This window comes from Actinomadura sp. NAK00032 (assembly GCF_013364275.1).
GTDB lineage: Bacteria > Actinomycetota > Actinomycetes > Streptosporangiales > Streptosporangiaceae > Spirillospora.
In genome coordinates this window covers 8,164,053-8,180,608 of record NZ_CP054932.1, presented here as the reverse complement: position 1 = coordinate 8,180,608, position 16,556 = coordinate 8,164,053, and the positions used below count along the sequence as shown (strand labels likewise).

General features: G+C 73.0%; 15 protein-coding genes and 2 pseudogenes. 8 read left to right on the top strand and 9 right to left on the bottom strand.

Annotated features, from left to right (window positions below; all coding sequences use genetic code 11):
• Positions 1-80 precede the first annotated feature (80 nt).
• Positions 81-457 (top strand): annotated as a pseudogene (locus HUT06_RS44985) (ISL3 family transposase); the annotation flags it as partial.
• On the opposite strand, the gene HUT06_RS44130 reads toward HUT06_RS44985, so the two are convergent.
• The 4 genes and pseudogenes from HUT06_RS44130 to HUT06_RS37480 all read right to left on the bottom strand — a co-directional run bounded on the left by HUT06_RS44130 (position 441) and on the right by HUT06_RS37480 (position 1,289).
• Complete coding sequence (locus HUT06_RS44130; protein WP_217711610.1) at positions 441-773, bottom strand: transposase; 333 nt, start codon at positions 771-773, stop codon at positions 441-443. The pseudogene HUT06_RS44985 and the gene HUT06_RS44130 overlap by 17 nt on opposite strands.
• Positions 774-847: 74 nt before the next feature.
• Positions 848-904 (bottom strand): annotated as a pseudogene (locus tag HUT06_RS45725) (hypothetical protein); the annotation flags it as partial.
• Between the two features lie 38 nt (positions 905-942).
• Positions 943-1,071, bottom strand: coding sequence for a hypothetical protein (locus tag HUT06_RS45435; RefSeq protein WP_302931865.1), 129 nt, complete (start codon positions 1,069-1,071; stop codon positions 943-945).
• A 14-nt stretch (positions 1,072-1,085) separates the two neighbouring features.
• On the bottom strand, positions 1,086-1,289 hold the full coding sequence (locus HUT06_RS37480; RefSeq protein ID WP_176200044.1) for a hypothetical protein: 204 nt from the start codon (positions 1,287-1,289) through the stop codon (positions 1,086-1,088).
• On the opposite strand from HUT06_RS37480, the gene HUT06_RS37475 reads away from it, so the two are divergent.
• A complete protein-coding gene (locus HUT06_RS37475; protein ID WP_217711868.1) occupies positions 1,200-1,646 on the top strand; it encodes a transposase in 447 nt (148 codons plus the stop codon). The two genes, HUT06_RS37480 and HUT06_RS37475, sit on opposite strands and share 90 nt — an antisense overlap.
• A 79-nt stretch (positions 1,647-1,725) precedes the next feature.
• Here HUT06_RS37475 and HUT06_RS37470 read toward each other — a convergent pair whose 3' ends face one another.
• The gene (locus HUT06_RS37470; protein ID WP_176200043.1) at positions 1,726-2,307 is read right to left on the bottom strand and encodes a hypothetical protein; all 582 of its coding nucleotides are present in this window, start codon (positions 2,305-2,307) and stop codon (positions 1,726-1,728) included.
• A gap of 79 nt (positions 2,308-2,386) precedes the next feature.
• On the opposite strand from HUT06_RS37470, the gene HUT06_RS37465 reads away from it, so the two are divergent.
• Both HUT06_RS37465 and HUT06_RS37460 read left to right on the top strand, forming a co-directional pair.
• Positions 2,387-3,331, top strand: a complete 945-nt coding sequence (locus HUT06_RS37465) for a DNA-3-methyladenine glycosylase (RefSeq protein ID WP_368407001.1) — start codon at positions 2,387-2,389, stop codon at positions 3,329-3,331.
• A gap of 315 nt (positions 3,332-3,646) precedes the next feature.
• Positions 3,647-4,567 (top strand): LysR family transcriptional regulator, encoded by a 921-nt coding sequence (locus HUT06_RS37460; protein ID WP_254715592.1) that lies wholly within the window; start codon positions 3,647-3,649, stop codon positions 4,565-4,567.
• A 1-nt stretch (position 4,568) separates the two neighbouring features.
• On the opposite strand, the gene HUT06_RS37455 is transcribed toward HUT06_RS37460, so the two are convergent.
• The 4 genes from HUT06_RS37455 to cofD form a co-directional block, all read right to left on the bottom strand.
• A complete protein-coding gene (locus HUT06_RS37455) occupies positions 4,569-4,814 on the bottom strand; it encodes a hypothetical protein (RefSeq protein ID WP_176200041.1) in 246 nt (81 codons plus the stop codon).
• A 177-nt stretch (positions 4,815-4,991) separates the two neighbouring features.
• Complete coding sequence (locus tag HUT06_RS37450) at positions 4,992-7,541, bottom strand: bifunctional FO biosynthesis protein CofGH (protein ID WP_176200040.1); 2,550 nt, start codon at positions 7,539-7,541, stop codon at positions 4,992-4,994.
• A gap of 127 nt (positions 7,542-7,668) precedes the next feature.
• Positions 7,669-8,955: a coenzyme F420-0:L-glutamate ligase gene (locus HUT06_RS37445; protein WP_176200039.1), complete on the bottom strand. Its 1,287-nt coding sequence runs from the start codon at positions 8,953-8,955 to the stop codon at positions 7,669-7,671.
• Positions 8,952-9,905 (bottom strand): 2-phospho-L-lactate transferase, encoded by a 954-nt coding sequence (cofD, locus tag HUT06_RS37440; RefSeq protein WP_176200038.1) that lies wholly within the window; start codon positions 9,903-9,905, stop codon positions 8,952-8,954. The genes HUT06_RS37445 and cofD overlap by 4 nt, the downstream gene beginning before the upstream one ends.
• Positions 9,906-10,065: 160 nt before the next feature.
• Here cofD and HUT06_RS45430 point away from each other — a divergent pair, with 160 nt between their 5' ends.
• From HUT06_RS45430 to HUT06_RS37420, 4 genes are all read left to right on the top strand, one after another.
• Positions 10,066-11,004, top strand: a complete 939-nt coding sequence (locus HUT06_RS45430) for a hypothetical protein (protein ID WP_176200037.1) — start codon at positions 10,066-10,068, stop codon at positions 11,002-11,004.
• A gap of 299 nt (positions 11,005-11,303) precedes the next feature.
• Positions 11,304-11,519, top strand: coding sequence for a WhiB family transcriptional regulator (locus tag HUT06_RS37430; RefSeq protein ID WP_171064042.1), 216 nt, complete (start codon positions 11,304-11,306; stop codon positions 11,517-11,519).
• 252 nt (positions 11,520-11,771) lie between these two features.
• The gene (locus HUT06_RS37425) at positions 11,772-15,065 is read left to right on the top strand and encodes a glycosyltransferase family 2 protein (protein ID WP_176200036.1); all 3,294 of its coding nucleotides are present in this window, start codon (positions 11,772-11,774) and stop codon (positions 15,063-15,065) included.
• Positions 15,062-16,549, top strand: a complete 1,488-nt coding sequence (locus tag HUT06_RS37420; RefSeq protein WP_176200035.1) for a DUF5719 family protein — start codon at positions 15,062-15,064, stop codon at positions 16,547-16,549. The genes HUT06_RS37425 and HUT06_RS37420 overlap by 4 nt, the downstream gene beginning before the upstream one ends.
• Positions 16,550-16,556 lie beyond the last annotated feature (7 nt).

Sequence of the window (16,556 nt, the reverse complement as noted above, 5' to 3'; positions counted from 1 at the left end):
GGCCCCTGTCCCGTTTGACTTGACACCTACCGGTTCCCGCGCGCACGCCGCCTGCTGGCCACCATCAACCCGCCGCGCCGCAAGGCCGCGCCGAAGACGACCGGCCCGTCACCACCGCGCGCCGCGCCACTCGCCTGCTGCTCACCGGTCCGCAGAATCTGCGCCTCAAGGACACCGCCCTACTGGAGAAGATCGCCGCAGCCTGCCCGGAGATGATCCAACTCGCCACCCTCGTGCTCGACTTCGCCGCCCTGCTCACACCCGCGACCGGAAACGACCGCAAGTTCACATCTGGATCGGCCACCGCACGCAGCACGGCCCTACCTCACCTGCACGGATTCACCAACGGCCTCGAACTCGACCGAGCCGCCGTGAACGCCGGCCCACCCCTTCTGCATCACAACGGCCGCGCCGAAGGCGTCAACACCACACCAAACGACTCATGAGGCAGATGCACGTCTGCACAAGGGCCTGCGGCCAGACGTGGGCGACGGCGTCGGGGCAGGTCGGTCAGTCCGTCGCACACCACCATGCAGGCGTCGGCCACGCCCCCGGTTGCGCAGCTCGGTGAGGACCTGCAGCCAGTACTTGGCGCCCTCGCCGCCGCCGTCCCCGGCCCAGAGCCCGAGGATGTCGCGGGTGCCCTCGACGGTGACGGCCAGCGCCACATGGATCGGGCGGTTGGCGACCTGCGCGTCACGGATCTCGACCTGGATCGCGTCCAGGAAGATGACCGGATAGACGGGGCGGAGTCCAGCGGCCGGTTCTGCCACTCGACCATGCCATCGGTGACCTTGTCCGACCGGTGCCCGTTGCGGACGTTCCCGCCGCCCTCGCCCGTCCGTTCGTGGCGGTCCCGGCCCAGGTGGTCGGTGATCTCGCCCTCAAGGGCGGACTCCAGCACCCGCTTGGTCAGCTGCTGCAGCAGCCCGCCCTCACCGGTCACTCCAGGCCCTGCTCACGGGCCTGGGCCACCAGCCGGCCGACCAGCTCCTGATCGACCCCGGCCGCCTGCGTGGCCGGATTGTCGGACTCGGCCACCCCGGCCTCCGTGCTCACTTCGGTTGTCATGCGTCACTCCTTGATCAGGAGTTACACCAACTTGTTGGCTCGGCGACCGCACTGATCCGCCGGTCCAGGCGCCGGACCTCTGCGACCAGGTCCACGGCCAGCGCCCGCAGCGTGCGTCCCAGGGCGGCCTGCGGGCGCACGCCGCGCAGGGCTCTGGCGGCGATGTCCAGATCTCCGCCGCGGTTGAGGCGCCCGGCACCACGCTCACCGAACTGCACGGCATCGGGGACCTGCTCGCCGCCAAGATCCTGGCTCGCACCGCAGGCGTGGACCGGTTCCGCTCAGCCGCCGCCTTCGCCTCCTACTGCGGCGTCGCGCCGCTGGATGCCTCCTCCGGAGACGTCAAACGGCACCGGCCGTCACGTGCCGGTGATCGCCGGCTCAACTGCGCGTTGCACATCATGGCCATCACCCAGATCCGCCGCCAGACCGCAGGGCGCGACTTCTACCAGCGCAAACGCGCCGAAGGCAAGAGCCACAAGGAAGCCCTGCGCAGTCTGAAACGACGCCTGTGCGATGTCGTCTACCGGACCATGATCCGCGACACGGATACCTCTCTGCTCACCGCCGATTGACACAGAGAGGTGCCGAAACCGTACAGTCCCACGGGACAGAGCCGACTTTCAGACAGTCCCTTGATAGGTGGGCGTTGAGTTACGGCTTGGTCTCTGTGTCTGGTCTGGGGTGGAGTTCGTCCTGGCCGTTATCCGCTTCTCTGGCGGCACTTGTGCGCGGGAGTGGTTCTTCGGGGTCGGGGGGCCACAGCTCTGTTAAGGGTGTTGTGGAGTGGACGGTGGCGCCGGTGGCGGTGATGAAGTCTCGGAGCGCTTGGATTGATCCGGCCGCGTCCTGGGTGGCCTGTTCCAGGGTTTCCGCGTAGTGGATCTGGCCGGTGAGGTCGAATGCGCGTTGCGCCAGCGTCACGGTGTGCGGGTCGGTGTTTGCGATACGCACGCGTAAGAGGCTGAGATGGGCGGTCGAGCGTGCGCGGAAGGACGCCGAGTGTGCGTCGCGGGCGGACTGGGTGCCGGGGTGTTCGATGTGCTGGCGGATGTAGTGGAGTTCGGCGCGACGGTAGTAGGGGAGTGCGTTGGCCAGGGCGTCGTGGGCCGCCTCCCGGTCCTTCTGCTGCTCCCTTTCGCTGCGGCGGGTGTGGAGATAGAGGAACACGGAGGAGGGGATCGGCAGGCTGAGGGCGATGCCGAGTGCGATGGCCAGGGCTTCCGTGCCGCTCATGGGCCCAGTTTGCCCGGCGGTGGCACACTGGGGCGCGGCAGCGCGCAGTGCGGAAGGTCGAGTGGACGGTGGGTGGTCGGTGGCTCTGGTGCCGTCCGGTACGCCGTTCGCCCGTGCGGCCGGGGAGAAGACCGCTGGGCGTCTCCCCGGCCGGGTTCGGGAGTGGCGGCCGCCTTGGCCGCTCGATCTGCACGGGACGGTCTCGCCCCATCAGCGGGGGCCTCATGACCCGGCGTTCCGGGTCGAGGGCGGCGCTGTCTGGCGGGCGTCCCATACGCCGGATGGGGCGGGGACGCTGCGGCTGCGGTGGGTCGGCGACGTCGTCGAGGCGACGGCGTGGGGGCCCGGGGCCGAGTGGCTGCTGGACGGGGTGCCGGAGCTACTCGGGGTCGATGACTCGCCGGACGGGCTCATCGCGCGGCATGACGTCGTGCATGAGCAGGCGCGTCGGCGTGAGGGGCTGCGGATCGGGAAGTCGCGGCGGGTGTTCGAGGCGCTCGTGCCGGCCGTCATGGAGCAGAAGGTGCTCGCGCAGGAGGCGTGGCGCGGGTGGGGGTACCTGCTGCGGCGGTTCGGGGAGCCCGCGCCGGGGGCGCCGCACATGCGGGTCCCGCCGCCGCCCGAGGTGTGGGTCCGGATTCCCTCGTGGGAGTGGCACCGGTCCGGGCTGGAGGCCGTCCGGGCTCGGACGATCATCGGGGCCGCGCGGGTCGCGCAGCGGCTGGAGGAGGACGCCGGGGAGGCGCGGCTCAGGTCGCTGCCCGGGATCGGGGTCTGGACCGCGGCCGAGATCCGGCAGCGGGCGGTCGGGGATCCCGACGCCGTCTCCGTGGGCGACTACAACCTGCCCGGCCTGGTGGGCTGGGCGCTGGCGGGCCGCAAGGTGGACGACGCCGGGATGCTCGAACTGCTGGAGCCCTATGCCGGCCATCGGTACCGGGTCACCCGGCTGCTGGAATCGTCCGGGAGGCGCCCGCCGAGGCGCGGCCCCCGGCTGCCTGTCCGGGACTACCGGTCGTTTTGACCGGGTCCGCCGCTGAGCGGCGGCGCAGCCAGAAGTTGTTCGGGGTCCAGTCGAGGCCGTCGCGGCTGTCGGCGCCGAACAGGGGGCCGAGGACGGCGAGGGCGATGATGATGCCGAGCACGTACAGCATGGTCTTCTTCTTCCAGTGGGATCGCTGAAGGGGCGTTCCCGCGCGGGGCGATCGGTGGGGGCGGGGTGTCCGTCCCTTCCCGTCGCACCTTTAGTTTGACTCCGTCCATCGTTCAGGTCCAGCGACCTTTCCTGGAGGGATTGTGTAAGAATCGCTTCACTATGTTGGATCTGGGGCGGTTGCGGGTGCTTCGGGAGCTCAAGCTGCGCGGGACGCTCGGGGCCGTGGCGGAATCGCTCGGGTACACGCCTTCGGCGGTGTCCCAGCAGCTCGCTCAGTTGCAGAAGGACGTCGGTGTGCCGGTGGTGGAGCGGGCCGGGCGGCGGCTGCGGCTGACCACGGCGGGGGAGGTGCTCGCCGAGCACGCCGAGACGCTGCTGGCGCAGGCCAAGCAGGCCGAGGAGGCGACGGTCGCGGCGAGCGGGCGGGTCGCGGGGGTCGTGCGGCTCGTGGGGTTCCAGACGGCGCTGCTGCACGTGCTGGCGCCCGCCTTGCCGCGGTTGGCGGAGAAGTATCCCGAGCTTGTGGTCGATGTTCTGGACGAGGAGTTCCACCGGGTTCTGCAGGCGCTGGTGCTGCAGGAGATCGACGTGGTGCTGACCGACGAGTACTCGCATCTGCCGCGCCCCAGGCGACCTGAGCTGACGTCCGAGGTACTCGTCACGGAGATGATGCGCGTTGCCCTGCCCGAGGGGCATCGGCTGGCGCTGGACGGGGCTCCCGTGCGGATGGCGGATCTCGCGGATTCGCCCTGGGTGACCGGCCATGTCGGGACGAACCACGCCGATCTGTTGGAGCGGACGTGTGTGGAGCTGGGCGGTTTCCGGCCCGATGTGCGCTACCGGTCGAACGACCTGCTGATCATCTTCGCGATGGTCGCGTCGGGTGGCGCGGTGTGCCTGATCCCCGACCTGGCGCTCGCGGAGCGGGAGGAGGGCATCGTGGTGCGGGACGTGGCCGATGCCCCGGTCGACCGCCGCATGGTCATGTGGACGCGGGTCGGCGCCGAGGTGCGGCCGTCGGTGCGGGCCGTCCTGGAGGAGCTTCGGGAGTCGGCGGACGCGTTGGTGGAGCGGCGCCCGAGTACCGTTCGCGGCGCGCCCTGAGTCAGGTCTTCCAGGACGTGAGCGCCTTGTCGATCTCCTTGCGGGTGGGGAGGCGGAGCGACTTCGGCGGCTTGGGCGGGATCTTGTACTCGCCCGCGTAGGCGGTGTTCAGGGCGCCGTCCGGTGTGCGGAAGCCGGCGCGTTGGAGGGTGCTGCGGGCCGAGCGGGTGCCTAGGGCCGCCTGGAACGCCTCTGCGGCGTCGCGTCGGCGTGCCCTCGGTTGGCAGGAGGCTGTCAGGGTGGCCAAGGTCGCTGTTGAGCCGCCGCACTCGCGGAGGGTCTTGGCCACGTCTGCTTTCGCGTCGATTTTCGGCCCTTGTAGCCGGCCGGTGCGGCCGGGGTGACGGCGGAGAACAGACCGGACGCCCACGCGCCGCCGCCGGCGAGGCGCCACAGCGGGCGTCCGTCTTCGTCCACCCGTCCGTCATACAGGACTGAGCGGCAGCCGCTTCCCGAATTTGCCGATCCCGTCCGTGCGGCGGGCGGCTTCCAGACGTTCGGCCGGGACCTCGCCGTAGAGGGTGGTGCGCTGCCTGGCCGGACGCCCCGCGCGCGCCGCGATCGCCTCCAGTTCGCTGATGGGCTTGAACGAGCCGTTCTCCGACCCGGCCATGCGGCTGATGGTCTCCTCCATCAGCGTCCCGCCTAGGTCGTTCACGCCGCCTTGCAGGACGCGCGTGCACAGTTCGTCCCCGAGCTTCACCCACGACGTCTGGATGTTGGGGATCGCGCCGTGCAGCAGGATGCGCGCCAAGGCGTGGACGGCCACGTTCTCCCGCACCGTGGGCCCGGGGCGTGCCAGCCCGGCGAGGTAGATGGGTGAGTTGTGGTGGACGAACGGAAGCAGCACGAACTCACTGAATCCGCCCGTCCGCTCCTGGATGGACCTCAGCAGCTTGATGTGCGCCACCCAGTGCGACGGCGTGTCCACGTGCCCGTACATCATCGTGGACGTCGTCGGTATGCCGACCTCGTGCGCGGTGGTGACGACCTCGATCCACTGGTCGGTGGGCAGCTTCCCCTTGGTCAGCACCCAGCGGACGTCGTCGTCCAGGATCTCGGCGGCCGTTCCCGGTAGCGAGTCGACCCCGGCCTCCTTCGCGGCCTGCAGCCACTCCCGGATCGACAGGTCCGTCCTGGACGCGCCGTTCACGACCTCCATCGGGCTGTAGGAGTGCAGGTGGATGTCGGGTGCGCGCCGCTTCACCTCCCGCGCGAGGTCGAAGTAGGCGGTGCCGGGCAGGTCGGGGTGGATGCCGCCCTGCATGCAGATCTCGGTGGCGCCCGCCGCCCATGCCTCGTCCACCCGGTCCCCGACCTGCTCCAGGGACAGCGTGTAGGCGTCGGCGTCGGTGCGGCGTTGTGCGAACGCGCAGAACCGGCAGCCGGTGTAGCAGACGTTGGTGAAGTTGATGTTCCGGGTGACGACGTAGGTGACGTCGTCTCCCGCGACCTCGCGTCGCAGGTCGTTGGCGAGGGAGGCGAGGGCGTCCAGTTCGGGGCCCTCGGCGTGCAGGAGGGCGAGCGCCTCGTCGTCCGACAGTCCGGCAGGGTCCTGCTCCGCGCGCGCGAGAGCGGTCTTGACGTCGGCGTCGAAGCGCTGGGGCGCGGACATGCGCTCCTTCAGCGCGTCCCAGTCGCCGTAGACCTCGTCGAAGTCGTCGCGCCGGTCGCTGGTGCGGCCGGTCGTGTCGATCGTCGTGTGCAGGTCGGTGCGCCCGGACGCCTCGAAGCCGCCGTCCGGCTCCTGCCAGGGGCGTCCTTCGAGGACGGCGTCCTCCCGTGCCAGCCCGGTCGCCGGGTCGGCCAGGGCGGCGACGTGCCCGATCAGCCGCGGGTCGAGCCACGGCTCGCCGCGCCGCACGTACTCGGGGTAGATCGTCAGCCGCTCGCGCAGCGCGAAGCCCGACTCGGCGGTGCGCTCCGCCAGCTCGTCGATCTGCGGCCACGGCCGCTCCGGGTTCACGTGGTCGGGGGTCAGCGGCGAGACGCCGCCCCAGTCGTCGATGCCGGCGCGCAGCATCAGCGCGTACTGGTCGGCGACCAGGTTCGGCGGCGCCTGGACGCGCGCCTTCGGCCCGAGAACGAGCCGCGTCACCGCGATCGTCGCGGCCAGCTCCGCCAGTTCGGCGTCCGGCGTGTCCCGCATCTTCGTGTCGGGCTTCGCGCGGAAGTTCTGGACGATGACCTCCTGGATCGCCCCGTACTCCCGCATCGTCCGGCGGATCTCGAAGATCGCGTCCGCGCGCTCCTCGACCGTCTCGCCGATCCCGATCAGGATCCCGGTCGTGAACGGCACGTTCGTGCGGCCGGCGTCCTCAAGGACGCGCAGCCGGACGGCCGGGTCCTTGTCCGGCGACCCGAAGTGCGGGCCGCCGCGCTCGCTGAACAGCCGCGTCGCCGTCGTCTCCAGCATCATGCCCATGGACGGGGCGACCGGCTTGAGCCGCTGGAAGTCGCGCCACGTCAGCACGCCCGGGTTCAGGTGCGGCAGGAGCCCGGTCTCCTCCAGCACGCGGATCGCCATCGCGCGCACGTACGAGAGCGTGTCGTCGTACCCGTGCGCGTCCAGCCATTCGCGGGCCTGCTTCCAGCGGTCCTCGGGACGGTCCCCGAGCGTGAACAGGGCCTCCTTGCAGCCCATCGCGGCGCCCTGCCGCGCGATCTCCAGCACCTCGTCCGGGCTGAGGTAGGGCGCGTCGAGCCGGTGCGGGACGGTCGCGAAGGTGCAGTACCCGCAGCGGTCCCGGCAGAGCCGGGTCAGCGGGATGAAGACCTTGCGGCTGTAGGTGATGACGCCCGGACGGCCCGCGGCGTCCAGACCGGCGTCCCGGGTGCGGGCCGCGTAGGAGAGCAGATCGTCGAGCTGCGCCCCGCGGGCCTGCAGCAGTGTGGTGGCCTCGGATCGGTCGAGTGTCTTGCCGTCACGCGCGCGGGCCAGGGCCCGGCGTAGAGCGGAGCTCGTGGCGTCCATGCGGGCACTCTATGCCAATCGTCATATTTTGCGCCGCGCCGGGGTCCCGCCAAGGCCGGCGTGAGCCGCCCACCCACGCCAGCCCCGGCCGGTCCCGATCTATTCCCGCCCGGCCGCGACGGCCCGGCTACCGGACCTCGATGAACGCCTCGGCGCTGCGCGGCGGGCGCTCGCGCGGCGGCGCCGCGGCGTGCCCGACGCCGACCGCGCCCATCGGGTCCCACTCGTCCGGCAGGTCGAGGACGTCGCGGACGACGTCGCGGCAGAACATCGTGCTCGACACCCAGCACGAGCCGAGCCCCTCGACGGCCAGCGCGACCAGCAGGTTCTCCACCCCGGCGCCGGTCGCCACGACGAACATCTCCCGCTCGGCGCGCGACCGGCGCTCGTCGGGGTAGTCGTGCGAGCCGTCCATGACCAGGCACGGCACGACCAGGTACGGCGCCCGGCGCAGCACCTCGCCGCGCCGCAGCCGCTTGGTGATCGACTCCGCGGAGAAGCCGTCGCGGCGCAGGTCGGCCTCCCACGCGTCGCGCATCGCGTCCAGCAGCCGCGTCCGCGACTCCGCCGACTCCAGCAGGACGAACCGCCAGGGCGTCGTGTGGTGCGGCGCCGGCGCGGTGATCGCGGCGTCGACCGCGCGGCGCACCGCCGCCGGGTCGACCGGCTCGGCGGTGAACTCGCGGATCGTGCGGCGCGCGCGCAGCACGTCCGCCGACCCGAACCGGAACATGTCCTCGTCCGGGGGACGCACCAGCGCCCGCGCGCCCGGCCCGTCCTCGGCCGTGACCAGCCCGGACAGCCCCCGCACGACGGCGATCGGCACCCCGTCGAGCTTGCCCTTGACCAGCTCGCCCGCCGCGGCGATCTCGTCCGCCACGGCGGTGATCGTCGCGTCGAGGCGGTTGCCGTGGGTGTCGTCGCGGCCGCGCAGGTCGGCGAGCGGCTCCAGCCCGGCGACGCCGATGGCGGCGTCGGTCAGCCCGTTGCGCCACGGCCGCCCCAGCGTGTCGGTCACGATCACGGCGACGTCGGCGCCGGTCCGCTGCCGGACCCCGGCCCGGATGCGCCGCGCCGACGCGTCCGGGTCCTCCGGCAGCAGCAGCACCGTGCCGGGCCGGGTGTTGGACGCGTCCACCCCGGCCGCGGCCAGTACGAGCCCTTGGCGCGTCTCCACGATCCGTGTCTCGCCTCGTGCGTGCGCGCGTCGCGCGACCACCCGCACGGTCTCGGCCTCGATGGCCTTCTCCCGGTCGTCGGCGACCAGGACCCGTCCCTCGGCCTTGCTGACGATCTTGGACGTGACGACGAGCACGTCCCCGTCCCGCACCGTCCCCTCCGGGACCAGCGCGGCGATGTCGTCCCCCTCGGCGACCTCCGGCAGCCCCGGAACGCCGAAAACCTCGAGCCTCACTCGGCGTCCTCCGCCCGCTTCAACTCCATCGCCAGGTCGACGGCCGCCCGCGCGATCGCGGCCGTGGCCGCGGCGTCGCTCATCAGCAGCGGCCGGGACCGGACGTCGATGCCCTCGACCCGGACGTCCGCGTCCGCATCGTCGACGAGCCAGCCGTCCAGCAGCCCGAGCCCGTACAACTCGGCGACCGCCCGCGCCGACGTCTCGACGCCGATCGCCGTCAGGCACGCGTCGGCCATGCCCCGCACCGGCGCGCCGCCGATGATCGGGGAGACGCCGACCACGGTCTTCGCGGCCACGGCGTCCCGGATGCCGGGCACCGCCAGGATCGTCCCGATGCTCACCACCGGGTTGGACGGCGGGAACAGCACCGCGTCGGCGGCCTCGATCGCCGCGAGCACGCCGGGCGCCGGCTTCGCGTCCTCCGCGCCGACCGCCGCGATCGACAGCGCCGGGACGGACGCCCGCAGCCGCACCCACCACTCCTGGAAGTGGACGGCCCGCCGCCCTTTGTCGTCCTCGATGACCACATGGGTCTCGACCTGGTCGTCGGTCATCGGAATCAGCCGGACGCCCGGATTCCACCGGTCGCACAGCGCCTCGGTGACCGCCGACAGCTTGTAGCCCGCTTCGAGCATTTGCGTCCGGACGATATGGGTCGCGAAATCGCGGTCGCCGAGCCCGAACCATCCCGGGCCGGCGCCATAGGCGGCCAGTTCCTCCTTGACGGTGAACGTCTCGTCCGTCCGGCCCCAGCCCTGTTCCTCGTTGATGCCGCCGCCGAGCGTGTACATCACGGTGTCCAGGTCAGGACACACCCGCAGCCCGAACAGCGAGATGTCGTCCCCGGTATTGCCGATGACGGTGATCTCCGCCTCCGGAACCGCCTCCCGCAGGCCGCGCAGGAACCGGGCGCCGCCGATCCCGCCCGCCAGACACACGATCTTCATAATCCAACCCTACGGGGCGCCGTCCGCGCACGGAGATCTGCACCGAAGAGGCGCCGCGCGGACCGCGCGGTCCGCGACGCGGGTGCGGAGGTCGCCGCTCCGGACGAGACTGTGCAAAGCTTTGCCGTGTAATGGATTGCCTCAGTCTGGAGAATTCACCGTGAACAAGGAAGCCGTCCAGCGCCTGCGCGAACCGGCCGCCTGGGTACTGCTCGCCGCGGCGGGACTGCACTTGCTCGCGGGGCTGATCTCCCTTCTGGGCGGCGACGGCACGTTCACCGGCCGCGCGCTCGGCGAGACGCGGGGCGGGACGTTCCTGCAGATCGTCCTCGTCGGGATCCTCGTCCTCGCGGTGCTCCTGGTCACCTGGGGCGAGACGCAGACCCCGCAGGCCCGGACGATCACCATGGGGGCGCTCGGCGTCCTCGGCGGCATCGCCCTGTTCGGCGTCATCGCCTGGCTCAGCGGGATGCTCGCCGACTCCGAGTACACCTCGGCGGTGACGAAGCTGTCCGCGTTCCTGGAGGGCGCCGGCAAGCTCGCCGTCGTCGGAGCGGGCGGCTGGTTCGTCTTCACCGTGTTCCAGGGGATGCAGCCCGCGCGTCCGAAGGCCCAGCCGCAGATGCAGCCGGGCTACCCCGACTTCGGGTACCAGCAGGGCCAGCCAGGCCAGCCGGGCCAGCAGGGCCAGCAGCAGTTCGGGCAGCCGCAGCAGCAGTACGGCCAGCAGCAGGAGTACCAGCAGCAGGGCTACGAGCAGCAGCAGTACGGGCAGCAGCAGTACCAGCAGTACGGGCAGCAGCCGGGTGCCGAGGGCCAGCAGGCCGCCCAGCAGTACGGGCAGCAGCAGTACGGCCAGCCCCAGCAGTACGGCCAGCAGGACTACCAGCAGTACGGCGCCCAGGGCGGCTACCAGTCCGGCCAGCAGCAGCCCCAGCAGCCCCAGAACCAGCAGCCCGCCGCCGACGAGGAGATGGGCGAGTGGACGCGCGCCTACGGCGGCTCCGGCGGCGACCCCCAGGGCACCCAGCCCGCGCCCCCGCAGGGCGAGCAGGGCGGCGACTGGTACCGCGACAACCGGCCCCCGCCCCCGCAGTGACCCAGCGGGGACCGGGGTCGCCGACCCCGGTCCCCGAGCGCGGCGGTGACCGCCCGATTAACTGATCTTCATCCAAAGGTCAGCGAGCCCATCCCGGCATAAGCCGTTTTGTCGCCCAGGAAAGCTCTCCGGCTTGACGGGGCGGTCGCTACACGCGTGTAATTTCGTCCGTGTAGTTTCAATGCCTTCTCGGGGGAAGGAACCGGAGGGAAGGCATTGACCAGGGGGTTCCACGGGCAGGGAGGTGCGCTGTGAGCGAGGTGGTCATCCCGCTGGCGCACGGCACAGACGGCGAAGAGATGGGCTGGCAGGAGCGCGCCCTGTGCGCGCAGACGGACCCGGAGGCGTTCTTTCCGGAGAAGGGCGGCTCCACTCGCGAGGCCAAGAAGGTGTGCCGGGCATGCGAGGTGCGTACGGAGTGCCTGGAGTACGCGCTGCAGCACGATGAACGTTTCGGCATCTGGGGAGGCCTCTCCGAGCGGGAGCGGCGCAAGCTGAAGCGCCAGGCCGTCTAGGCGGGCGTCCAGGCCGCCCGGGGCCGTTCCGGGGCCGGGCCGTCCACACGGGCGGCCGGGCCGTCAGGGACGCGTTCCGCGGCGGCGGGACGCCCGCGGCCGTCTTGCCCGCCGGGCGTGTGCGCGTCCGGATCTCAGGGGAACCGGAGCGTGCGCCGGGCGGTCGCCGTACAGTTATCAGCCGTGCCGGCCCCGGCCGGCACGGCTGACGTCTTTCACCACGACCCTGTCGTCCCACAGATCGAGCGATCATTGGCCCCCACTCTCGATCGCCACGTCGTCACGGCGGTCCTCGTCGTCCATGACGGCGCCCGGTGGCTTCCGGACACGCTGAAGGCGCTGCTCACGCAGGCGCGGCCCGTGCAGCGCCTCGTGATCGTGGACACCGGCAGCCGGGACCGCGGGCCCGCCGTGCTCGCCGAGGTCGTCGGCGCGGGCACGGTCCTCACCCTGCCGCGCACCACCGGCTACGGGGAGGCGATCGCGGAGGCGCTGCGCCAGGACGCCGCGTCCGCGCCCGTCCCCGACGACGAACCCGGCACGCCGCGCACCGAGTGGCTGTGGCTGCTGCACGACGACTCCGAGCCCGCCCACGACGCGCTCGCCCAGCTGCTGCGCACCGCCGACGCCGACCCGAACGCGGCGGTGCTCGGCCCGAAGGTCCGCGACTGGGACGACCGGCGCGTGCTGCGCGAGCTGGGCGTCACCGTGGACGCCGCCGGGCGCCGCGAGCGCGGCCTCGACCGCGACGAGTTCGACCAGGGGCAGCACGACGGCGTCCGGGACGTCCTCGCCGTCGGCAGCGCCGGGATGCTGGTCCGCCGGGACGCGTGGGAGCGGCTCGGCGGCTTCGACGTCGAGTACGGCATCTTCCGCGAGGACCTCGACTTCTGCTGGCGGGCGCACGCCGCCGGGCACCGGGTCGTCACGGCCAGCGACGCCGTCGTCTACCACGCGGAGGCGGCCCGGCGCGGGCTCCGCGAGATCGGCATGACCGCCGAGCACCCGGCCCGCCGCGACCGCCGCAACGCGCTGTTCACGCTGCTCGCCAACCAGCCGTTCCGGGCGATGCTGCGGGCCCTGGCCCGCAACGTGTGGGCGTCCCTCGCGCACGCGCTCTTCCTGCTGGTCACCAAGCGGCCGGGCGCGGCCCGCGAGGAGCTGCGCGCGCTCGCCGACGTGCTGCGCGACCCCGGCCGGCTGCGGCGGGCCCGCGCCGCCCGCGCGGACGGCCGCACCCGCGTGCACCGCACCGTGCGGCGCTTCCAGCCGCGGTGGGTGGTGCTGCGCCGGGCCGCCGAGGCGGTCTCGGAGCGTCTCGCCGCCCAGGAGCGGGCCCGCGAGCAGCGCGAGGACGACGTCACGGTGGACGAGCCGGGCCCGGTCCGCCGGTTCCTCGCCCGCCCCGGCGTGCTGCTCGTCCTCGCGCTGACCGCCGTCGCGGTCGCCGCCGAACGGTCCCTGCTGACCGCCGCCGGGCGGCTCGGCGGGGGCGCGCTCGTGCCCGCCTGGGGCGGCGCGAGCGACCTGTGGGAGCAGTACCTGACCGGCTGGCACCCGGTCGGGCTCGGCAGCGACGCGGGCAGCCCGCCCTACGTCGGCGTCCTCGCGGCGCTGTCGACGGTGCTGTTCGGCAAGCCGTGGCTGGCCGTGTCGGTCCTGCTGCTGGGCAGCGTGCCGCTCGCCGGGCTCACCGCCTACCGCGCGTCCCGGCTGCTGATCACCGAGTCGCCGCTGACCGGGCGCCGGGCCCGCGCCGCCGGGCGCCGCGTCCCGGTCGCCGCCGTCCGCGCCTGGTTCGCGGCCGTGTACGCGCTGCTGCCCGCCGCGACCGGCGCCATCGCGGGCGGACGCCTCGGAACCGCCGTCGTCCTCGTCCTGCTCCCGCTGATCGGCCTGTACGCCGCTCGCCTCTACGGGGTGCCGCGTTCGGAGGCCGCCCGCTTCAACGCCGCTACCCGGCGCAAGCGCGCCGGGCGGGCCGCCTGGACGGTCGCACTGCTGCTGACCGTCGCGATGGCCTTCGTCCCGCTCGTCTGGCTTCTCGCCGTGCTGGCGGCCGTGATGGTGTTCGCGCTTCTCGACCGGCCGGGCCCCCGGCAGGGCCGCCGCAACCTCGGCATCGCGCTGGGCGTGCCGCCGCTGCTGATGCTCCCGTGGACGTTCGGCCTGCTGCTGCACCCGTCCCGCTTCCTGACCGAGGCGGGCCTGCACCGCCCGTTCGAGCCCGCGACGGCGGCCGACCTGCTGGCGCTCAACCCGGGCGGGCCGGGCACGCCCGAGCGGTGGGCGCTCGCGGGCCTGCTCGCCGTCGCCGTGCTGGCACTGCCGCTGCGCAGCCGCCGGGGCGGCGTGCTCGCGGGCTGGCTGCTGGCGGTGTTCGGGCTCCTCCTCGCCGTGCTGATCAGCGCCGTCACCGTCACCAAGGGCGCGGACGCCGCCCCGGCCTGGCCCGGCGCGGTGCTGCTGTTCGCGGGGGCGGGGGTGCTGCTCGCCGCGACCGCCGCCGTCCAGCGCGCCACCGAGGTCCTCGCGGGCAAGGACGTGATCTACCGGACGGGCGGCGCCGTCGTGGTGCTCGCCGCGCTGAGCGCGCCCGTCCTGTCCGCCTCGCTGTGGGTGGTCGCCGGTGCGGGCGGGCCGCTCGGCAAGGTCGACCCAGACACGGTGCCCGTGTTCCTGCGTGCGCCGGGCGGGCCCAGGACCCTCGTCCTGCACCGGGAGCCCACCGGACGGGTCTCCTACACGATTCTCCGGGACGAGCGTCCGAGACTGGGTGAAGCAGAGGTCCCGGTGGGCGGCGAGGCCCAGGAACGCTTGGACGACCTCGTAGCGGGCCTTGCCGTGGGACGCGAGGGCGACGACGGGCCCGCACTGACCCGTATGGGCGTCCAGTACATCCTCGTGCCGCACCCTCAGAAGGACCCGGTCACCAAGGTCCTGGACGCGTCACCGGAACTGACCCGCCTCAGCCGTACCGAGACGTTCGCCGTGTGGCGCCTCCAGGGGGCGTCCGCCCGGATGATGCTTCTGCAAGGCTCCACGGTCACGCCCCTGCCGGCCGGGCGGATCAACGCCCGCGTGCAAATCCCTCCGGGGACGGGGAAGCGCACCCTGCTGCTGGCCGAATCCGGTGACGGCGGCTGGCACGCCACCCTGAACGGGGAGGAGATCCGCGAATCGCACACCGTGGACGGCTGGGCGCAGGGCTATGACATCCCTCCGAGCGGAGGCGAGTTCAAGCTGACGCGCTCGGACAAGATGCGGCACACCTGGGTGGTCGTCCAGGGCGTCGCCGTCCTGGCGGTGGTCGTCCTGGCCCTGCCGGGCGCGCAGATCGACGGCCTGACGGCCAGCGGGGACCGGGAGCGGCGCCACCACGGACGGCGCGCGCGCCGCCGTGGACGCCGCCGCGCAAGCCGCTCCAACCGCGCCCAGATCAAGCATGAGACGCCCCCAGAGTCGCCTCTAGAGCCGCCCTCAGAGCCGCCCTCAGAGCCGCCCCCAGGGCTGGCCAAGGAGCCGAGCCCGGAGGAGGTGCCGTGACCCCCGTGAAGAAGGCTCTGCTGGAGAAGGCGGTGCTAGAGAAAGCCGTGCGCCTCCTCGGCATGCGCTATGCCACCGCCGCGCTGATGCTCGTCGCCGTCGCCGCTCTGTACGGGGCCGCGACCCTGTCGCGTCCGGGCGAGGCGTCCGAGAAGGGCCGTACGGTGCCCATCGGCCATGCCGTGATGGTCTGCCCAGGGCACGAGGGCGGGCGGCTGGCCGTCCAGTCCCTCTCCCAGAGAGGCGGCGGGACCGTGGAGATGGTGCCGTCGAAGGGCGGCTCCCCGCTCGGATCCATGTCGTCGCCGGGCCAGGGCTGGAACGCCGACACCAAGCCCAGCGGGGACGCCTACACCGTCCGGGCCACCGGCGCCATCGCCGCCGGCCTGGAGGCCGAGCAGACCACGTACTGGCCGGGCGGCCCCGACCGCGGCCTCGCCGGTGCGCGCTGCGCCGTCCCCGGCACCGACCTGTGGTTCATGGGGCCCGGCCCCGCCGCCGCCGACGAACTCGACCTGTACCTGACCAACGTCGACGCGCAGCCCGCGTCCGTGAACCTCACCGCCCTGTCCGGCGAGGGGCCCCTCGATACCCCGGACGGACGCGCCACCCCCGTCGCGCCCTACACCACCCGGGTCGTGCGCATCGGCGGGTCGCCGGAGGGCCTCGGCGACATCGTGAAGACCGCCTCCGACCTCACGCTGCGCGTGCGGACCACCAGCGGGCGCGTCGCCGCGTCGGTGCGCGCCCGGATCGGCGAGAAGCGCGGCATCGAGTGGCTGCCGCGGTCGCCCCGGCCCGCGACGTCCGTCCTCGTGCCCGGCGTGCCGGGCGGCGCCGGCAAGCGCCGCCTGCTGGTCTCCGTCCCCGGCGACGCCGACGCCCGGATCCGGGTGCAGGTGATCACGCCGGGCGGCGCGTTCGCCCCGCAGGGCCAGGACGTCCTGGACGCCCCCGCCGAGACCGTGACGTCCGTCCCGCTCGACGGCGCGCTGTCGGGGAAGGCCGCCGCCGTCCGGCTCACCGCGGACCGGCCGATCCTCGCGGGCTTCGCCGCCGACCGCGGCGCCGACATCGCCTACGGCGCGGCGACGGCGCCGCTCGCCGCGGCCGGCCCCGGCGTCGTCGCCGACAACCGGTTCGACTCCTCGCTCGTCCTCACCGCCCCAGGCGGCGCGGCGACCGTCGAGGTCAGGACCGTCAGGGCGGGCGTGTGGAGCGGCCCGCGGCGGATCAGCGTCCCGGCCGGGCGCACGGTCGAGACGAAGCTCACCGCCCCGAGCAAGGCCGGCGACGGCACCACCGCCACCGCCTACGGCGCCATGATCGTTCCGAAGCCGGGGTCGGGGCCCGTCTACGCGTCCCGCGTGCTCGCCACGGGCAAGGGCGGCGGCTACCTGTTCACCATTCTGCCGATCACCCCGGCCCGGACGGCGATCCACCTGCCCGGCACCGGCGACTCGCAGACCGCCCTGACCCCCTAGGCGAGCG